This window comes from Yersinia antarctica (genome assembly GCF_056636475.1).
The window spans coordinates 3,018,828-3,038,861 of the sequence record NZ_JBSJQF010000001.1 but is presented as its reverse complement, the minus strand read 5'-3'; the positions used below and the strand labels follow the sequence as shown (position 1 = coordinate 3,038,861).

Below are 20,034 nucleotides of genomic sequence, written 5' to 3'. Positions count from 1 at the left end.
TCATACAGTTTCAACGCCGGGAGGGTTCTCGGCGTTGTCACTCATACCAGTTAACAGGAACCTGGAGAGCCTTTCTTGAGCCAGGAATATACAGAAGATAAAGAAGTTACCCTGAAAAAACTCAGCAGCGGGCGTCGTTTACTTGAGGCGGTTTTGATTGTGGTAACAATTTTGGCAGCCTACCTGATGGCGGCGCTGCTCAGTTTTAATCCTTCGGACCCAAGCTGGTCCCAAACTGCATGGCATGAGCCTATCCACAATCTTGGTGGGGGTATTGGTGCCTGGATGGCCGATACACTGTTCTTCACCTTTGGTGTTTTGGCTTACGCAATCCCTGTGATTATGGTGATGTTGTGCTGGGCGGCTTTCCGTCAGCGCGATGCCAATGAACACGTTGATTACTTTGCTCTTTCTTTACGTCTGATTGGCACATTAGCCCTGATTTTAACGTCATGTGGCCTGGCTGCATTGAATGTTGACGATCTTTATTACTTTGCCTCTGGTGGGGTAATTGGCAGTTTGTTCAGTAATGCCATGTTGCCGTGGTTCAATGGTGTCGGTGCAACACTGACATTGCTCTGTATCTGGGCTGTTGGCCTGACGCTGTTTACCGGCTGGTCATGGTTGGTCATTGCTGAGAAAATTGGCGGAGTGGTCTTAGGCTCACTGACATTTATGACTAATCGCTCACGTCGTGAAGAACGCTATGACGATGAAGATGACGATTATCAGGTTGAAGATTCCGACGTTGCTGAACAAGAGCAGCGGGCGGCTTCAAATAAAGCGCTAGCAGTAGGCGCGGCTAGCGCCGCACTTGCGGCATCTGCGGCTCATGCTGATGACGACGTGCTATTCTCCGCGCCATCAGCAACCGACGCCATCGCCAATGCGCCTGAGCCGGCCTTATCCCCAGCGCCGGGGTCCAATGGCGACTATGATCCTCTATTAAGCAGCCTGCGGGCAACAGATGATGACTATCAACCTGCTCCTGGGGTGATAGCCGAGTCTGTTAGCAGCCATAGCACGGCACCGATGACGGCTAACTCGACAGCGACACCGCCGTTATATTCGTTTGAAATTCCGCAAGAGACGCCATCACCGGTTCAGACTCGCGTTGCCACGCCTGTTGAGCGGCCAGAGCCACAAATGGGGGCATGGGATGTACCACCTGCACCTGCACCTGTCAGCCATTCGCCGTTCGATTTCTCAACAGCACAGCGCCATAGTGATCAGGTCGATAGTGTTCCTAATGCGAACACTGGTTTTGGCCGTGCCCTTGATGGTTTGGCCGCAGTAAGTTCGGCCAGTGATCCACTGATTAGTGACCCATTGATCAATAGCAGCTTGTCAAATAACCCATTGTCTCATCACGGTTTGTCGGGAACAGCCATCGCCGCTGCGAGTGCAGCAGCGACGTTTATGCCAGCATTTACTGCTACTAGTGACACCGGTTCTCAGGTAAAACAGGGTATCGGTCCTGAGTTACCACGGCCTAACCCTGTGCGTATTCCAACGCGGCGTGAGTTGGCCTCTTACGGTATCAAGTTGCCTTCACAACGTATGGCGGAACAGGAACAACGCGAACAAGAAGCGCAAAATCCTCAGGTTACTGCAGCGTCGTTCGACAGCGAGCCTCTATCAGCAGATGATGATGCGTTGCAGCAGGCTATCTTGCGTAAAGCGTTTGCCGACCAGCAATCCGAGCGTTACGAGCAATCATCAGACGCAGGGGGTAATACGTTCACCGCCCCTGAGCCAGAAGATGAGCAAGCTTTAGAAGAAGCCGCATTACGGCAGGCATTCGCAGCACAACAACAGCATCGTTATGGGGCGGTTCAGCACCAAGACGTTGTTCATCACGAAGACTCTACTCATCACAAAAACAGTGTCGCAGAAGGAATGCAGCCTGTTGATATCCGCCGCGCCTATACATTCTCGCCGGTCGCAGATCTTGTTGATGATAGCCCTCGTGAGCCCTTGTTCACGCTTTCTCCCTATGTTGATGAAGGGGAACCCACAGCTTCTCCAGACGCTATTTCGCCTGAGCAACCAGCGCAATATCAGCAGCCATCAGTGCATCAAACGCATTCAGGGCAAGTCACATCGGTGCCAGCACCCTATACGCAGTCTGCGGCAACGCCTACTTATGCACCGACAACAGCACATGCTCCGGCAATAGCCCCGTCTGCTGTTGAGCCAACAATACCGGTACCACCTGTCGCCCCCGTGCAACCAACGCCAGCAATGGACAGCTTGATTCACCCGTTCCTGATGCGTAATGATCAGCCGTTGATTAAACCGACCACACCACTGCCTACGCTTGATTTACTTTCTTCTCCGCCAGCGGAGGAAGAACCAGTTGATATGTTTGCTTTAGAGCAAACGGCTCGTCTGGTTGAAGCACGTTTAGGTGATTATCGGGTAAAAGCGGAAGTAGTGGGTATTTCTCCAGGGCCAGTCATTACTCGCTTTGAGTTGGATTTGGCTCCAGGTGTTAAAGCGTCGCGCATTTCCAATCTTTCCCGCGATTTGGCCCGTTCTCTATCAGCTATCGCTGTGCGTGTAGTGGAAGTTATTCCGGGCAAACCTTATGTCGGGCTTGAATTGCCGAATAAGCATCGTCAAACGGTCTACCTGAGGGAAGTGCTCGACTGTGCCAAATTCCGTGATAACCCTTCTCCGCTTGCTATTGTGCTTGGTAAAGATATTGCCGGGCAGCCAGTGGTGGCAGACTTAGCCAAAATGCCACACTTGCTGGTGGCCGGTACTACCGGTTCTGGTAAGTCGGTTGGGGTGAACGCGATGATCCTCAGTATCTTGTATAAAGCCACACCAGATGAGGTGCGCTTTATCATGATTGACCCGAAAATGCTGGAGTTATCGGTGTATGAAGGCATTCCTCATCTGCTAACCGAAGTGGTTACTGATATGAAGGATGCCGCGAATGCATTGCGCTGGTGTGTCGGCGAGATGGAACGGCGCTATAAATTGATGTCGGCGCTGGGCGTGCGTAATCTCGCAGGCTATAACGAGCGCGTAGCTCAGGCTGAAGCTATGGGGCGGCCAATCCCTGATCCATTCTGGAAGCCATCCGATAGCATGGACATCTCACCGCCGATGCTGGTGAAACTGCCTTATATCGTGGTGATGGTGGATGAGTTTGCCGATTTAATGATGACAGTGGGCAAAAAAGTTGAAGAGTTGATAGCACGTCTGGCACAGAAAGCCCGTGCTGCCGGTATCCATCTGGTGCTGGCTACCCAGCGTCCATCGGTAGATGTCATCACCGGTTTGATAAAAGCTAACATTCCAACCCGTATCGCATTTACGGTTTCCAGTAAAATCGACTCACGGACTATCCTCGATCAGGGCGGCGCGGAATCACTGCTGGGGATGGGGGACATGCTGTATATGGCACCAAACTCTTCGATTCCGGTACGTGTGCACGGTGCCTTTGTCCGTGACCAAGAAGTGCATGCCGTGGTTAATGATTGGAAAGCCCGAGGTCGTCCTCAATACATTGAGAGCATTCTTAGTGGTAGTGAAGAAGGGGAAGGCGGTAGTCTTGGATTGGACAGTGATGAAGAGCTGGACCCACTGTTTGATCAGGCCGTGAGCTTTGTGTTAGAGAAACGCCGGGCGTCAATTTCTGGCGTGCAGCGCCAATTCCGTATTGGGTATAACCGTGCTGCACGTATTATCGAACAGATGGAAGCCCAGCAGATTGTGAGTACGCCGGGCCATAATGGTAATCGTGAAGTGTTGGCCCCGCCGCCACATGAGTAGTCATATTTTGCTCTGAGGAAGTTAACATATACCCAATAGATTTCGAGTTGCAGGTAGGCGGCAACGAAATGAACCCAAGGAGTTGAGATAACTCAATGAGTTGGGTGAGTGATGGCAGCTAACACCCCTGCATCTTGAAAGATGACGGGTATAGACAGGGCCGCTTTGCGGCCCTTATGCAAAGAAGCATAACCCCGTATTTATCAGAGAATTTTATAAGGTATTTAGAATAATGAAAAAACTGCTTGTTGCTTGCTGTCTGTTATCGGGTTTAATTTCAGCTTCAGTTCTGGCGGATGTCAGTACCGATTTGCAAGGTCGTCTGAGTAAGGTGAACAGTTTCCATGCTAATTTCTCGCAAAAAGTGACCAGCGCTGATGGCGCGACGGTGCAGGAAGGTGAAGGGGAGCTATGGGTGAAACGGCCAAATCTGTTTAACTGGCATATGACCTCACCGGATGAAAGCGTACTTATCTCAGACGGGGAAACCTTGTGGTTCTACAACCCCTTTGTTGAGCAGGCCACGGCAACCTGGTTGAAGAATGCAACCGGTAACACTCCGTTTATGCTGATTACCCGCAACAACCCGGATGACTGGAAACAGTACAATGTTAAGCAGAAAGGCGATGATTTTGAACTGACACCTAAAAGTGCCAGCGGTAATCTGAAGCAATTTGCCATTACGGTTACGCCGACGGGGACTATCAAGAGTTTTACTGCGGTTGAGCAAGATGGGCAGCGCAGTGCTTACACCCTGAAAGGCCAACAAAATAGCTCGGCTGACGCCAGCAAATTTAAATTTACCCTACCAAAAGGGGTGACGCTGGACGACCAGCGGCAGTGAGGTTTGCGTGAGTAATATGTCCCTCGACTTTTCCCAAAATGAGTTTCAACCACTGGCCGCGCGGATGCGGCCTTTGACGTTGGATCAATATATTGGTCAGCAACATTTGCTGGCACCGGGTAAACCGCTACCACGGGCAATCGTTGCGGGGCAGTTACACTCCATGATCCTCTGGGGGCCACCTGGGACGGGCAAAACCACATTGGCCGAAATTATTGGTCGTTACGGCCAAGCTGATGTGGAACGCATTTCTGCCGTGACCTCCGGTATTAAAGAGATTCGTGAGGCCATCGAACGCGCACGGCAAAACCGTGATGCTGGTCGGCGCACTATCTTGTTTGTTGACGAAGTCCATCGTTTCAATAAAAGCCAGCAGGATGCTTTTTTGCCGCATATTGAGGATGGCACTATTACCTTTATCGGTGCTACGACTGAAAACCCCTCGTTTGAACTGAATTCGGCATTGCTCTCCAGAGCGCGGGTTTATTTGCTTAAGGCATTAACCGCCGCAGATATCGAGAAAGTGATTGATCAAGCGATGTCAGACGGCAGCCGTGGTTACGGTGGGCAGAATATCAAACTGCCGGACGAGACCCGCCGCATGATGTCGGAGCTGGTTGGTGGTGATGCTCGTCGCGCGTTAAACAGCCTTGAGATGATGGCAGATATGGCAGAAATAGATGCCAACGGGGTGCGAGTATTAACCCCTGATTTGCTGAAAGAAGTGTCTGGCGAGCGGAGCGCCCGTTTTGATAACAAAGGTGATCGTTATTATGATCTGATCTCGGCGGTGCATAAATCCATTCGCGGCTCGGCCCCGGATGCGGCGCTATATTGGTATGCGCGTATTATCACTGCAGGGGGGGATCCCCTTTATGTCGCCCGCCGTTTATTGGCTATTGCCTCGGAAGATGTCGGTAATGCCGATCCTGGTGCCATGCAAGTGGCTATATCAGCGTGGGACTGCTTTACTCGAGTCGGTCCGGCAGAAGGTGAAAGGGCGATTGCTCAGGCCATTGTTTATCTAGCTTGTGCACCAAAAAGTAATGCGGTTTATTCCGCGTTTAAAGCAGCGATGCAGGACGCGCGTGATAAGCCTGACTTTGATGTGCCAGAACACCTACGTAATGCACCGACCAAACTGATGAAAGAGATGGGGCTTGGGGCGGAGTACCGATATGCCCATGATGAACAGCATGCTTATGCTGCAGGTGAGAACTATTTCCCGCCAGAAATGGCCGCGACTCGCTACTATTCACCCTCATCCCGTGGTCTGGAAGGTAAAATCGGTGAAAAGCTGGCATGGTTGGCTGAGCAGGATCAAAATAGCCCGATAAAACGCTACCGCTAGTCTTGCTGTTGCGGTAAGGTTAGCGCTATATGGTAAGTGGCTGTTTATACCGCTTATGTCATGAAATTCTCCTTTAATAACCATTATGCCCAAAATAGTTGAAGTGGCAGGTAGGCAGCAAGTAAGCGAGTCTCGATGAGTTTACTGAGGTAAGTGATTCGGGTGAGAGAACGCTGCTAATACCGCTGCAACTTCAAAGATGAAAGGCATTCTATAACTACAAGCACAGGACTAGCATGCTCGATCCCAATATGCTGCGCAATGAGCTAGACGCAGTCGCCGAAAAACTTGCTCGCAGAGGTTTTAAACTTGATGTTGAGATGTTGCGCCAACAAGAAGAGCGCCGCAAAGTTTTACAGGTTGAAACAGAAAGTCTGCAAGCAGAACGTAACTCCCGATCGAAATTGATTGGTGCGGCCAAGGCGCGTGGCGAAGATATCGAACCATTACGTCTGGAAGTGAATGCGCTGGGTGAGAAGCTGGATGCGGCTAAGGCTGAGCTGGACAAACTGCAAAACGAAATCCGCTTACTGGCGTTGTCTATTCCTAACCTGCCGGATGATTCTGTCCCTGTGGGGAGAGATGAGAAAGACAATCTTGAAGTCAGCCGTTGGGGTGAGCCGCGTAAGTATGATTTTGAAGTGAGAGATCACGTCTCGCTGGGCGAAATGGCCGGTGGTCTTGATTTTGCTGCTGCAGTGAAGCTGACCGGTGCGCGTTTTGTGGTGATGAAAGGGCAAATAGCCCGTATGCACCGTGCGTTATCCCAGTTTATGCTGGACCTGCATACCGAAAAACACGGTTATCAAGAAGCTTATGTTCCTTATCTGGTTAACCATGCCACTTTGTATGGTACTGGCCAGTTACCTAAGTTTGGTGAAGATTTATTCCACACCAAACCGCTGGAAGAAGAGTCAGATAGCAGTAACTATGCACTGATTCCGACCGCTGAAGTGCCGCTGACCAATCTGGTACGCGATGAGATTCTGGAAGAAGACACTCTGCCATTGAAAATGACGGCCCATACCCCATGCTTCCGTTCTGAAGCGGGTTCCTATGGTCGTGATACCCGTGGCTTGATTCGTATGCATCAGTTCGACAAAGTTGAGATGGTGCAGATTACTCGCCCGGAAGATTCGATGGCGGCACTGGAAGAGTTGACCGGTCATGCAGAGAAAGTTCTGCAATTACTGGGCCTGCCATACCGCAAAGTGCTGCTGTGTACTGGTGATATGGGCTTTGGTTCCAGCAAGACTTACGATTTGGAAGTATGGCTGCCAGCGCAGGATACTTACCGTGAAATCTCTTCCTGTTCTAACATGTGGGATTTCCAGGCGCGCCGTATGCAAGCTCGTTGCCGCAATAAAACCGATAGAAAAACCCGTTTAGTTCATACCCTGAATGGTTCTGGTTTGGCGGTTGGCCGCACCCTGGTTGCAGTGATTGAAAACTACCAGCAGGCAGATGGCCGAATTGAGGTTCCAGAAGTATTACGCCCATATATGGGTGGCCTGGACTTTATCGGTTAATAACATACGGATTAATCACTAATCCAATATGCAGAAAGCGCCCCAGGGCGCTTTTTCTTTTTGGCGTATAGCCAGAGTAAAGGCTGAAGGTTGCTCGTAGGTGCTTCCAACATATCGTGCTATCCCCTCCCGCGCAGTAATTGACTTTTATATCGCCGGTGGCATGATGCGCTCACTTTTATCGTCCCGACGGCTCCTGTCTTATTATGTCCGCATATTCTCGCCCGGTTCTGCTTCTGCTTCTGCTTCTGCTCTGTGGGCTTTTGCTGTTTACGATTTCTATCGCAGTGTTAAATACATTGGTTCCCTTGTGGTTATCCCATCAACAATTGCCAACCTGGCAGGTGGGGATGGTTAGCTCGTCTTATTTTAGTGGGAATCTGGTTGGGACACTGATTGCAGGGCGCTTGATCCAGCAACTTGGATTTAATCGCAGCTACCATTACGCCTGTATTTTATTTGCGTTGGCGACTTGCGGATTAATGCTATCAGTGGACTTCTGGAGTTGGCTGGGATGGCGCTTTTTGGCCGGCGTGGCTTGCGCCCTGATTTGGGTCATTGTCGAAAGTGCGTTACTGCGCAGCGGCACGTTAGCTAACCGTGGGCAACTGCTGGCGGCTTATATGATGGTCTATTATCTGGGAACCGTCACCGGGCAATTATTATTAGGTGTCGTGTCAACGCAATTACTCAATGTTATCCCTTGGGTCAGTACATTGGTTATTACAGCCATGCTGCCGCTGCTGTTTGCCCACTTCTCACATCAGGGTAGCAGTGAGTCCTCACACATTGCCATTTGGCCGATGCTTAAGCGCCGTAGCGCTCGCCTGGGTATTAATGGCTGCATTATCTCAGGGGTACTGTTAGGTTCGCTCTATGGCCTGTTGCCGCTCTATTTATCGCATCAGGGCATGAGTGATGCCAGCGTTGGATGGTGGATGGCTTTGCTGGTTAGCTCAGGCATTATCGGTCAATGGCCGATAGGCAAAATGGCGGACCGTTATGGTCGTTTACTGGTGCTGCGCATTCAAGTGTTTGTCGTCATCCTCGGCAGTGTAGCCATTTTAGGTAATTATGCCTTGGCCCCGGCATTATTTATTCTGGGGTGTGCCGGTTTTACCCTTTATCCGGTCGCCATGGCCTGGGCGTGTGAAAAGGCCAGCGCTGATGAATTAGTGGCAATGAATCAGGCATTACTGATGAGTTATACCCTCGGTAGTCTGACCGGCCCGACCATGACCTCGCTGCTGATGCAGCGCTATTCCGATAATTTACTGTTTATCATGATAGCCGCTGTCGCCTTAGTGTATTTGATGATGTTGCTGCGTAAGCCAGGTAAACAACAGACCCCTTACGCTGCCATATAACAACCAAAAAAATACCGCCAGTGGCATAACCCAATTTGGCGGTATCTATGGGGATGCGTTAATTAACTGACTACGCCCCCCTTCTTGTTTGAAGTTGCCGCACCATTAGCTGCTTGCAACTGTAATGACTTAATATATTACTTTGTGACCATAGCTTTCGAGAATGCCTTTCACCCGATCCATGATCTCTGTGGTAGGGGGCTTCACCCCATCCAGTTTGTATTCTTCGCCCATGGCGACCCATTTGTGCTTACCCAACTCATGGTAAGGCAGTAATTCGATTTTCTCGATATTAGTCATGTTCTGGGTAAACTCACCTAACATGTGCGCCGATTTATCATCATCTGACCAACCCGGCACCACCACATAGCGGATCCAGGTTTTCTGGTTACGTTTTGCCAAGTAACGGGCAAACTCCAGTGTTCGATGATTCGATACCCCCACCAGATTCTGATGCACACTGTCATCCATCTGTTTTAAATCCAGCATCACTAAATCTGTGGCATCAAGTAACTCATCGATGACCGGATCATAACGGCGTACAAAACCGTTGGTATCCAGACAGGTATGGATGCCTACTTCATGACACGCACGAAACCAATCGCGCACAAACTCGGCCTGCAAAATAGCTTCGCCACCTGATGCAGTCACACCGCCGCCAGAGGCATTCATAAAGTGGCGATAGGTGATGGCTTCTTTGACTAATTCTTCAACGGTAACTTCTTTACCGCCGTGGGTATCCCAAGTATCACGGTTATGGCAATACAGGCAACGCATCAAGCAGCCCTGGAAGAATACGATAAATCGGATACCAGGGCCGTCAACAGTGCCACAGGATTCGAATGAGTGAATACGACCAAGTACTGACATAGCAGGATTTCTCCAACGCTGGATGAATAAAGGCCCCACTAAAGTGGAGCCTTTAAGTTTATGCCATTTTACTGCGGCAGGGAATTATATCGACTGTGTAAAGGTACGAGTAATTACATCCTGCTGTTGTTCTTTGGTCAGCGAGTTGAAACGTACTGCGTAACCCGATACACGGATAGTCAACTGCGGATATTTTTCCGGGTTTTCCATCGCGTCTAACAGCATTTCACGGTTCATTACGTTCACGTTCAGGTGTTGACCACCTTCGATGGACGCTTCGTGATGGAAGTAACCATCCATCAGACCGGCTAGGTTAGCTTTACGTACTTCGTCGTCTTTGCCTAATGCGTTTGGCACGATAGAGAAGGTGTAAGAGATACCATCTTTCGCGTAAGCAAACGGCAGTTTAGCAACCGAAGTCAGAGAGGCAACAGCACCTTTCTGGTCACGGCCATGCATTGGGTTAGCACCTGGACCGAATGGCGCACCAGCACGGCGACCATCTGGGGTGTTACCGGTTTTCTTACCATAAACCACGTTAGAGGTGATGGTCAGCACGGACTGAGTTGCCACTGCACCACGGTAAGTACGCAGCTTCTGAATTTTCTTCATGAAGCGCTCAACCAGGTCACAAGCGATATCATCAACGCGTGAATCGTTGTTACCAAACTGTGGATATTCGCCTTCGATGTTGAAGTCGATAGCCAGGCCGTCAGCATCACGGATGGTGCTTACTTTGGCATACTTGATAGCAGACAGGGAGTCAGCCGCAACAGACAGACCTGCAATACCACATGCCATAGTACGGTAAACATCACGGTCATGCAGTGCCATTAGCGCAGCTTCATAGCTGTACTTGTCATGCATGTAATGGATGATGTTCAGCGCGGTAACGTATTGTTTAGCCAGCCAATCCATAAAGTGGTCCATGCGTTCCATGACTTTGTCATAGTCCAGCACGTCATCCATCATTGGCGCTTCTTTCGGGCCAACCTGGATCTTCATTTTTTCATCAACGCCGCCGTTGATTGCGTACAACATGGTTTTTGCCAGGTTGGCACGGGCACCAAAGAACTGCATTTGTTTACCGACAATCATCGGGCTAACACAACAAGCGATAGCATAGTCATCGTTGTTGAAGTCAGGGCGCATCAGATCATCATTTTCATATTGCACAGATGAAGTATCGATGGAGACTTTAGCAGCATACTTTTTAAAATTCAGTGGCAGCTTTTCAGACCACAGAATGGTCATGTTCGGCTCTGGAGACGGCCCCATAGTGTACAGGGTGTTCAGGAAGCGGAAGCTGGTTTTGGTCACTAGAGTACGGCCATCAACGCCCATACCGGCCAGAGACTCAGTTGCCCAGATTGGGTCACCAGAGAACAGTTCATCATACTCAGGGGTACGCAGGAAGCGAACCATACGCAGTTTCATAACCAAATGGTCAATCAATTCCTGCGCTTCAATTTCAGTCAGCTTACCTTCTTTCATGTCACGTTCGATGTACACGTCAAGGAAGGTAGATACACGACCGAAGGACATTGCCGCACCGTTTTGGGATTTAACCGCAGCTAAATAGCCGAAGTAGGTCCACTGTACTGCTTCACGGGCGTTAGTTGCCGGACCTGAGATATCACAGCCATATTTGGCCGCCATTTCTTTGATTTGAGCCAGAGCACGATGCTGTTCAGCAATTTCTTCGCGCAACTGGATAGTCATTTCCAGGTCTTTACCGTTTTCCAAATCATCTTGCAATGAATTGAACTGGGCCAGTTTGTCTTTCATCAGGAAGTCGATACCGTAAACGGCTACACGACGATAGTCACCGATGATACGGCCACGGCCATAGGCATCTGGCAAACCAGTCAGTACACCAGATTTACGGCAGTTCAGGATGTCTTTGGTATAAACGTCGAACACACCTTGGTTGTGTGTTTTACGGTAATCGGTGAAGACTTTTTTCAGTTGTGGGTCAAGTTCACGACCATAAACTTTGCAAGAGCCTTCTACCATTTTAATGCCACCGAATGGGATCAGTGCACGTTTCAATGGTTTTTCAGTCTGCAAGCCAACGATGGTTTCCAGATCTTTATTAATATAGCCAGCATCATGAGATGTGATGGTTGCAGCTACGTCGGTATCGAAATCAACTGGCGCATGGGTGCGGTTTTCCAGTTTGATGCCTTCCATAACCTGCGCCCACAGTTTGTCGGTCGCATCGGTAGGGCCGGCAAGGAAGGACTCATCGCCTTCATAAGGGGTATAGTTCTTCTGGATGAAGTCACGAACGTTTACACCGTTCTGCCAGTCACCCTTGGTAAAACCTTGCCATGCTTTGGCCAATTTTTCATTAAGTTCGGTCATAATGCATCTACCTTTTAATGTTAATTTCTTCGAAAACCAGACGTAGCGGCCACATATTAATGTTGCTGGTCACCGCGCAGATAAATTACCCAATAAGTCAACCCAACCAATAATCCGCCACCAATGATGTTACCGATAGTGACTGGGATCAGGTTATCAATAATAAAGTTACTTACGGTTAAGTGAGCAAATTGCTCAGGTGTTGATCCTATGGATTGCCAAAATTCAGGCGAAGCGAAATTTTTAATCACAATACCCATAGGAATCATAAACATATTTGCGATGCTATGCTCAAAGCCGCTGGCAACAAACATCCCCACCGGTAAGATCATCGCGAACATTTTATCCATTATGGTACGGCCGGAGTAACTCATCCATACCGCCAGACAGACCATCAGGTTAGCTAAAATACCCAAACACACCGCTTCAATAAAAGTATGGTGCAATTTATGGTCGGCTGTTTGCAAAACATTCAGACCCCATTGACCATTTGCCACAGTATGTTGGCCTGCGAACCAAATAAGACACACAAAGAATAGTGCACCGAACAGATTCCCAATATAGACATTAACCCAGTTACATGCCAGTTGACGCCATGTGATACGGCCGCTGGCTTTAGCGACAGTTGTGAGTACGGTCGATGTGAAAAGATCACCCCCACACACCACCACTAACATTAGCCCCAGGGAGAAACAAATACCACCAACCAACTTGGCAAAGCCGAAAGGCACGCCAGCAGTACCGGTAGTCGCTGTAATATAAAAAACAAACGCAATTGAAATAAACACACCAGCAGTAATCGCTAAATAAAAGGTTTTTAGCGGATGCTTGGTGGCTTTATAGACACCGGCATCTTCGGCTACTTTAGCCATTGCCGCAGGTAATAATGCATCGAAGGGGTTGTCAGCTTTCACACTAACTCTCTCTTAAGGGTTAATAAAGCACAACGAGATACTAGCAAAGCAGTATAGCGTGAAAATTGATATGGATCATATTGCGCGAGTTTAGTTAGCTGTGAAACACCATAAAATATAGGGCTAATGCGATTAACTTATTGATTATTAATTGAAAAAAATATTTTAATATTTACAAATAATTTTGATTGGACTGTTTTAAAGCCGTTGAGAAGGTTAACTAAAAGGGGTATTTGTAGTTATTTTTATTATTATCAGTCATTAAAAATTAACTATTCATTCACCTATTTATCTATTTTATCTGGTCGCTAAATAATGTTTGTCTAAAGGTGCTATTACGGCGTCAGAAAATAACGTTTTTTTATGACAAAAACAATTGTTGAGCGCGGCGATTTGTATTTATTTTCGTCAGGATTAAATGCAGTACTAAATTAAACGGCGCTGCCAAAAGACAACGCCGTGGGTCGTTTTCTGCTGATTAGCATTTAGCTATTTGCTGGCAGAAAATGTTTACTCGCTTTTAGCCCAATAGCGGCGTTTGGCAGTTTGCAACTTCTCATAAGCACCTAGTAGTGCCTGATGAGCTGGTAAGGCTTTTAGATCCTCATCAACACTGAACAGGCCATTGAAGCGCGCCTCACCCACCAAGGCTGCTGAGGCTGCATCTACCGCCTCCTGACCATACATTTTCACAAAGGCAGTGTAATATTGTGCCGCTTCACGATCCGGCTCCTGAGTCAGTAACAATAGGGTTTGCAGGCAACGGTAATAGTTCGCTTGTTTTGCCGTAAAGACTGAAGAGTTAAAATCTTGCGTCCATTCAACCCAAATCAGTGCTTGCTCCAAATCACCGCCAGCCAATGCCAGCATGGATTTCAGCTCACCGACACGCAGGGTATACCAGCCGTTATCTTTACCCGAGGCGATACCCAGCAATTCACGTACGCGGGCGAAATCATCCAACCCTTCATCATCCAACTGCTGAATGAGCGCCAGATATTCCCCAGGTTGCCAGTCACTGCCGGGCAGGGCCAGCAAGCTGTCTCGCAGATGCACACCCATGGTGTTGTTCGCCATCAGCAAATCTTCGGCAGGATAGATATCAGACCAGCCTGGTACCAAAATCCGGCAGGCATAGACACTTAAATGCTCATAATCAGCGATATACACTTCGGCGTTTTCTTGCTTGAAGATAGCCATCAGGGTAGCGAATTCTTCTTCTGTGCTGCCTTTAAAGCTCCAGTCCACAAATGGATAGTCGGCCTTGTCTTTGAACATATCCCAACTGATCAAGCCACTTGAATCGATAAAGTGGGTTTCCAGATTGGTGTGCTCTGCCACCTCTTCGTCATCGAAGGTCGGCGCGGTAAAGACGTCCAGGTCTTTCAGGCTACGGCCCTGCAATAGCTCAGTCACGGTGCGTTCCAGCGCGACACCAAAGTCAGGATGTGCACCGAATGAGGCAAAACAGGTGCCATTTGACGGGTTAAACAGTACTACGCAAATAACCGGATAAGCGCCACCTAGAGAGGCATCGTAAGAGAGAATTGGGAAACCTTCTTCTTCCAGCTTGGCAATGGCTTCTACCACACCTGGATAGCGGTTTAACACCGCAGCAGGGATCTCCGGCAAGCTGATAGATTCTGCGATAATACGGTTTTTAACTTTACGTTCAAAGACTTCGGACAGGGCTTGTACCCGAGCTTCATTGGCAGTATTGCCCGCAGACATGCCGTTTGAGACATACAGATTGCCGATAATATTCATTGGAATATAGACGGTTTCTAAATCTGACTGGCGGGTAAAGGGCAATGAACAGATCCCGCGTTTGGCGTTACCTGATTGCAAATCCACCAGGTCACTGGCGACCAATTCCTGCTCTGGATCGTAAAACGCCAGCAGGCGCTCATCGAGAATGCCTTCTGGCAGCAAGTTATCTGCTGGGATCGGGAACCACTTCTCGTTGGGATAATGAACGAAATCACCTTCGGCAATGGCTTTGCCCAGATAGAAGTCAGCGAAGAAATAGTTGGTGGATAAGCGTTCGAAATATTCACCTAAAGCCGAAGCCAGTGCCGCTTTCTTGCTGGCACCTTTGCCGTTGGTAAAGCACAACGGGCAATCACGGTCGCGGATATGTACCGACCAAACGTGAGGAACCGGGTTAAGCCAAGAGGCTTCTTCAATATTAAAACCGAGGTCACTCAGCTTTTGCTGAAAGCGAGAGATTGAGTCTTCCAGCGCGGCGTCTTTGCCGGGAATAAAGGTTTGGGTCATTGTCGTCACTTTTTGGCGGTACTAAAAACGCGCAATCATACGGGGTTTTAGTTAATAGCTCCATGTATTCCTAAAGCGCAGCAAATGTCACAGTTTCAGTATGGATATTCCGCATAATTCACTAGCTTATAAATAACGGAGTCATAATGTGAAATCTATAAAGCTAACTGTCTTAGCCGGAATCTTAGCAGGGATCAGCGGTTCGGCCTTTGCTCTACCCAATATCACCCTATTGGCAACCGGGGGAACTATCGCCGGTGGCGGAGATTCAGCCACAAAATCTAACTATAAAGCCGGTAAATTGGGGGTTGATGCCCTGGTAAACGCGGTGCCGGAAATGAAAAAAATCGCCAATATTCAGGGCGAGCAAGTGGTTAATATCGGTTCTCAAGATATGAATGACGAGGTCTGGCTGAAGTTGGCGAAAAAAATTAATGCCGATTGCGCCAAAACAGACGGATTCGTGATTACGCATGGCACTGACACTCTGGAAGAAACTGCCTATTTTCTTGATTTAACGGTGAATTGCGATAAACCCGTGGTGATGGTTGGGGCGATGCGCCCGGCAACTGCCCTGGGTGCAGATGGTCCGCTGAATCTCTATAATGCAGTGGTCGTCGCCAGTGACGCCAATTCAGCTAAACGTGGTGTGCTGGTAGCGATGAATGACCAAGTGTTAAGTGGCCGTGATGTGATGAAAACCAATACCACCTCGGTGCAGACATTCCAGTCACCGAATACCGGATCCTTGGGGTCTATTTATGACGGTAAAGTGAATTATCTGCACCAACCCGCGCCAAGACAACCCGCTTTCGATATCAGCAAACTGAGTGAATTACCAAAAGTTGGCATTATTTATAACTATGCCAATGCCTCTGATTTACCGGCTAAAGCGCTGATTGCTGATGGCTATAAAGGGATTGTCAGTGCCGGTGTTGGTAACGGTAACCTCTATCATTCTGTTTTTGACACGCTGGCAACGGCAGCACATAGTGGGGTTGCTGTTGTGCGTTCATCCCGTGTGCCTACTGGTTCTACCACGGAAGATGCAGAAGTTGATGACACCAAATATGGATTTGTTGCATCCGGCTCACTCAATCCACAAAAAGCACGTGTCTTGCTGCAATTGGCATTAACCCAAACGCAAAAACCGCAAGAGATCCAAAAGCTATTCCACGCATATTGATTCAATAAGTCTTTGACGGGGGCTTCGGCCTCCGTATCTGCTTTATTACCACTAATCTGAAATAAACCCACCCATGCCGTCCGGCGACTATCTTTAATGAATCAAAAAGTTATTGGGCAACTATAAATGCAAACATTTGATCTCAAACGAATGGCACTGGATAAATTCCCCATCGAATTCTTGGCCGAAGTGGGCATGCGCTGTTTATTCACCTTTGTCTTGGTTTTTTTATTCCTCAAACTGAGTGGTCGCCGTGGCGTGCGGCAGATGTCGCTATTTGAAGTCGTGATCATTTTGACATTGGGATCCGCTGCGGGTGATGTCACTTTTTATGAAGATGTGCCGATGTTGCCAGTCGTAATGGTATTTATCTGCATTATGATTTTGTACCGCCTCTCTACTTTCTTGATGTCACGCAGCGAAAAAATACAGCAGTGGATGGAAGGGAAGCCGTTGATCATCATCAGTGATGGGATATTTGTTTGGGAAACCATGCAGCAGGAAAATATTACCCATGATGAGTTTTTTATGGAGTTGCGCCAACAAGGCGTCGAGCATCTTGGTCAGGTACGGCTGGCCATCCTGGAAGTCAATGGTGCAATCAGTGTGTTTTTCTTCGCGCAAGAACATGTCAAACCCGGTTTGCCGGTATTACCTAAATGCTGTGTTAACCCCTTGGTCACCATTGAAAAACCTGCGGAGTATGCCTGTAGCCAGTGCAGCCTGATAGTGGCGTTATCCAGCGGTGCAGAGAAAACCTGCCAACGTTGTGGTCACCACCACTGGGTTGAAGCTTTGGACCATCAACGAGCAAAATGAGTCATCTATCGTGCGCTAACACCTTGGTTCGGTAGCTTTTGGTGAATAATTCCAAATTAATGACAGGATAACGCACAGCCTGCTATCGCAGGGGGTGAGAGTTTCTCCCTTGCCAGTGAATAACCGTTGCAGCAGGCGGACTCGAATGATAAAACCGAGTAATGATAACGATGGCAATCTCAGTTGAGTGTGGTGAGGGGAAATGACACAAGTTTATAATTTTAGCGCAGGGCCTGCGATGTTACCGGTTGAAGTTTTACGTCATGCGGAACAGGAATTACGTAACTGGCATGGCTTGGGGACATCGGTGATGGAGATCAGTCACCGGAGTAAGGAATTTATTCAGGTTGCTGAAGACGCAGAAGAAGATCTGCGTGATCTGTTACGAATTCCGGCCAATTATAAAGTGTTATTTTGCCATGGTGGCGCGCGCGCGCAGTTTGCCGCAGTGCCATTGAATTTACTCGGCGACAACAACAGTGCTGATTATATTGACGGCGGCTATTGGGCACACAGTGCAGTCAAAGAAGCACAAAAATACTGTGTCCCTAACGTTATCGACGTGACAACCCACGAAAATAGTCTAACGGGTATTTTGCCGATGAAGCAATGGCAGTTGAGTGATAATGCTGCTTATGTACATTATTGCCCAAATGAAACCATTGATGGGCTGGCTATCAAAGAAGAGCCGGATTTTGGCGATAAAATTGTCGTTGCCGATTACTCATCATCTATCCTTTCTCGCCCGATTGATGTCAGTCGCTATGGTGTCATTTATGCTGGCGCCCAGAAAAACATCGGTCCCGCTGGCCTGACAGTGGTTATCGTGCGCGACGACTTATTAGGTAAAGCTCGCACTGAATTGCCATCGATCCTTGATTATAAGGTGCTGGCCGATAACGATTCCATGTTCAATACGCCGCCAACTTTTGCCTGGTATCTCTCTGGTCTGGTGTTTAAATGGCTGAAGGAGCAGGGCGGTTTGGTTGAAATGGAAAAACGTAATCAGGCGAAAGCTGATCTATTGTATGGTGCGATCGATAAGACCGGTTTCTATCGCAATCAGGTGGTTCACGCCAACCGCTCTTTGATGAATGTGCCATTCCAAATGAAGGATGCCTCCTTGGATAAAGTGTTCCTTAGCGAGGCACAAGAGCAGGGTTTGCAAGCCTTAAAAGGCCATCGTGTTGCTGGTGGGATGCGGGCATCGATTTATAATGCGATGCCAATTGAAGGCGTTAAAGTCTTAACAGATTTTATGGCTGACTTTGAACGCCGCCATGGCTGATTCCTCCGGGCGGATGTTTGTCTGCTCAGATTGAGTTATCACCCTTATTTAAAATATATTTATTTGCACACAGAAGACTGGAGAGTGCTTTTCCCATGTTGGAATCCCTGACTTTACAACCCATTGCTCTGATCAATGGCACCGTTAACTTACCCGGTTCTAAAAGTGTTTCTAACCGTGCACTTCTTCTGGCAGCGCTGGCCGAAGGGACGACCCAGCTGAATAACTTGTTAGACAGTGACGACATTCGCCATATGCTCGATGCCTTGCAGGCATTGGGGGTGAATTTCCGCCTTTCGGCTGATCGCACTCAATGTGAAGTGGATGGTGTAGGTGGCAAATTGGTCGCAGACCAACCCTTGGAACTGTTCTTAGGCAATGCGGGCACGGCAATGCGCCCATTGGCTGCGGCACTTTGCTTGGGTAACAGCGACATCGTACTAACCGGTGAACCGCGGATGAAAGAGCGGCCAATTGGCCACTTGGTTGATGCCTTGCGTCAGGGCGGGGCGCAGATTGATTATCTGGAGCAAGAGAGCTACCCGCCGTTGCGCTTACGTGGTGGTTTCCGTGGTGGAAAACTGACCGTTGATGGTAGTGTCTCCAGCCAATTTCTGACAGCATTGCTGATGACTGCCCCCTTGGCTGAGCAAGATACCGACATTCAGATTCAAGGCACTCTGGTCTCTAAGCCATACATCGATATTACCCTGCATCTGATGAAAGCCTTCGGTGTTGATGTGGTGCATGAGAACTATCAACTGTTTCATATAAAAAGCGGCCAGACATATCGCACTCCGGGTACTTATTTGGTTGAGGGCGATGCGTCTTCTGCGTCCTATTTCTTAGCCGCCGCGGCAATTAAAGGTGGCACCGTGCGTGTTACGGGTATCGGTAAAAAAAGCGTGCAGGGTGATACCAAATTTGCTGATGTGCTGGAAAAAATGGGCGCAAAAATTAGCTGGGGTGATGACTATATAGAATGTAGCCGTGGCGAATTACAGGGTATCGATATGGATATGAATCACATTCCTGATGCGGCCATGACCATTGCTACCACCGCACTGTTTGCCAATGGCCCGACGGTTATTCGTAATATCTATAACTGGCGGGTAAAAGAGACTGACCGCTTATCTGCGATGGCCACTGAGCTGAGAAAAGTGGGTGCGGAAGTTGAAGAAGGTGAAGACTATATTCGTGTGGTGCCACCCGTGCAATTAATTGCCGCTGAAATAGGGACTTACAATGACCACCGTATGGCGATGTGCTTCTCACTGGTGGCGTTATCTGATACTCCGGTGACGATTCTTGACCCTCAATGCACCGCTAAAACCTTCCCTGACTACTTTGAACAATTGGCCAATCTGAGCCAGACAGCCTGACCTTTTTGCGCCGAATTTATTGACCTCTAATGGGTACCAGTCGGTACCCATTCC

At 48.6% G+C, this 20,034-nt stretch carries 13 protein-coding genes; 9 read left to right on the top strand and 4 right to left on the bottom strand.

The genetic code is table 11. The annotated features are described in order from the left end of the window. The first annotated feature begins 75 nt into the window (after nucleotides 1–75). From ACWJJO_RS14125 to ACWJJO_RS14105, 5 genes are all read left to right on the top strand, one after another. Nucleotides 76–3,786: a DNA translocase FtsK 4TM domain-containing protein gene (locus tag ACWJJO_RS14125; RefSeq protein ID WP_481091165.1), complete on the top strand. Its 3,711-nt coding sequence runs from the start codon at nucleotides 76–78 to the stop codon at nucleotides 3,784–3,786. A gap of 232 nt (nucleotides 3,787–4,018) precedes the next feature. Next, nucleotides 4,019–4,630, top strand: a complete 612-nt coding sequence (gene lolA, locus ACWJJO_RS14120; protein ID WP_083158429.1) for an outer membrane lipoprotein periplasmic chaperone LolA — start codon at nucleotides 4,019–4,021, stop codon at nucleotides 4,628–4,630. A 7-nt stretch (nucleotides 4,631–4,637) separates the two neighbouring features. Beyond that, nucleotides 4,638–5,981 (top strand): replication-associated recombination protein A, encoded by a 1,344-nt coding sequence (locus tag ACWJJO_RS14115; RefSeq protein ID WP_481091164.1) that lies wholly within the window; start codon nucleotides 4,638–4,640, stop codon nucleotides 5,979–5,981. Between the two features lie 236 nt (nucleotides 5,982–6,217). Next, a complete protein-coding gene (gene serS, locus ACWJJO_RS14110; protein WP_083158430.1) occupies nucleotides 6,218–7,510 on the top strand; it encodes a serine--tRNA ligase in 1,293 nt (430 codons plus the stop codon). A gap of 206 nt (nucleotides 7,511–7,716) precedes the next feature. Beyond that, the gene (locus ACWJJO_RS14105) at nucleotides 7,717–8,877 is read left to right on the top strand and encodes an MFS transporter (RefSeq protein ID WP_481091163.1); all 1,161 of its coding nucleotides are present in this window, start codon (nucleotides 7,717–7,719) and stop codon (nucleotides 8,875–8,877) included. Between the two features lie 129 nt (nucleotides 8,878–9,006). Here the strand turns inward: ACWJJO_RS14105 and pflA are convergent, their stop codons facing one another. The 4 genes from pflA to ycaO form a co-directional block, all read right to left on the bottom strand. Then, nucleotides 9,007–9,747 (bottom strand): pyruvate formate lyase 1-activating protein, encoded by a 741-nt coding sequence (pflA, locus tag ACWJJO_RS14100; RefSeq protein ID WP_083158432.1) that lies wholly within the window; start codon nucleotides 9,745–9,747, stop codon nucleotides 9,007–9,009. Between the two features lie 84 nt (nucleotides 9,748–9,831). Beyond that, nucleotides 9,832–12,114 carry a formate C-acetyltransferase gene (gene pflB, locus ACWJJO_RS14095; protein WP_083158433.1) on the bottom strand — a complete coding sequence of 761 codons (2,283 nt, stop codon included), beginning with the start codon at nucleotides 12,112–12,114 and terminating at the stop codon, nucleotides 9,832–9,834. A 56-nt stretch (nucleotides 12,115–12,170) separates the two neighbouring features. Further along, complete coding sequence (gene focA, locus ACWJJO_RS14090) at nucleotides 12,171–13,028, bottom strand: formate transporter FocA (protein ID WP_050084953.1); 858 nt, start codon at nucleotides 13,026–13,028, stop codon at nucleotides 12,171–12,173. Nucleotides 13,029–13,538: 510 nt separating this feature from the next. Further along, nucleotides 13,539–15,305 carry a 30S ribosomal protein S12 methylthiotransferase accessory factor YcaO gene (ycaO, locus tag ACWJJO_RS14085; protein WP_083158434.1) on the bottom strand — a complete coding sequence of 589 codons (1,767 nt, stop codon included), beginning with the start codon at nucleotides 15,303–15,305 and terminating at the stop codon, nucleotides 13,539–13,541. Nucleotides 15,306–15,453: 148 nt separating this feature from the next. On the opposite strand from ycaO, the gene ansB reads away from it, so the two are divergent. The 4 genes from ansB (at nucleotide 15,454) to aroA (ending at nucleotide 19,980) form a co-directional block, all read left to right on the top strand. Next, nucleotides 15,454–16,491 (top strand): L-asparaginase 2, encoded by a 1,038-nt coding sequence (ansB, locus tag ACWJJO_RS14080; protein ID WP_083158435.1) that lies wholly within the window; start codon nucleotides 15,454–15,456, stop codon nucleotides 16,489–16,491. Between the two features lie 126 nt (nucleotides 16,492–16,617). Next, nucleotides 16,618–17,310: a DUF421 domain-containing protein gene (locus ACWJJO_RS14075; RefSeq protein WP_083158436.1), complete on the top strand. Its 693-nt coding sequence runs from the start codon at nucleotides 16,618–16,620 to the stop codon at nucleotides 17,308–17,310. Between the two features lie 202 nt (nucleotides 17,311–17,512). Beyond that, complete coding sequence (gene serC / locus ACWJJO_RS14070) at nucleotides 17,513–18,598, top strand: 3-phosphoserine/phosphohydroxythreonine transaminase (RefSeq protein WP_481091162.1); 1,086 nt, start codon at nucleotides 17,513–17,515, stop codon at nucleotides 18,596–18,598. A 95-nt stretch (nucleotides 18,599–18,693) separates the two neighbouring features. Then, the gene (gene aroA, locus ACWJJO_RS14065) at nucleotides 18,694–19,980 is read left to right on the top strand and encodes a 3-phosphoshikimate 1-carboxyvinyltransferase (protein WP_083158438.1); all 1,287 of its coding nucleotides are present in this window, start codon (nucleotides 18,694–18,696) and stop codon (nucleotides 19,978–19,980) included. Nucleotides 19,981–20,034 lie beyond the last annotated feature (54 nt).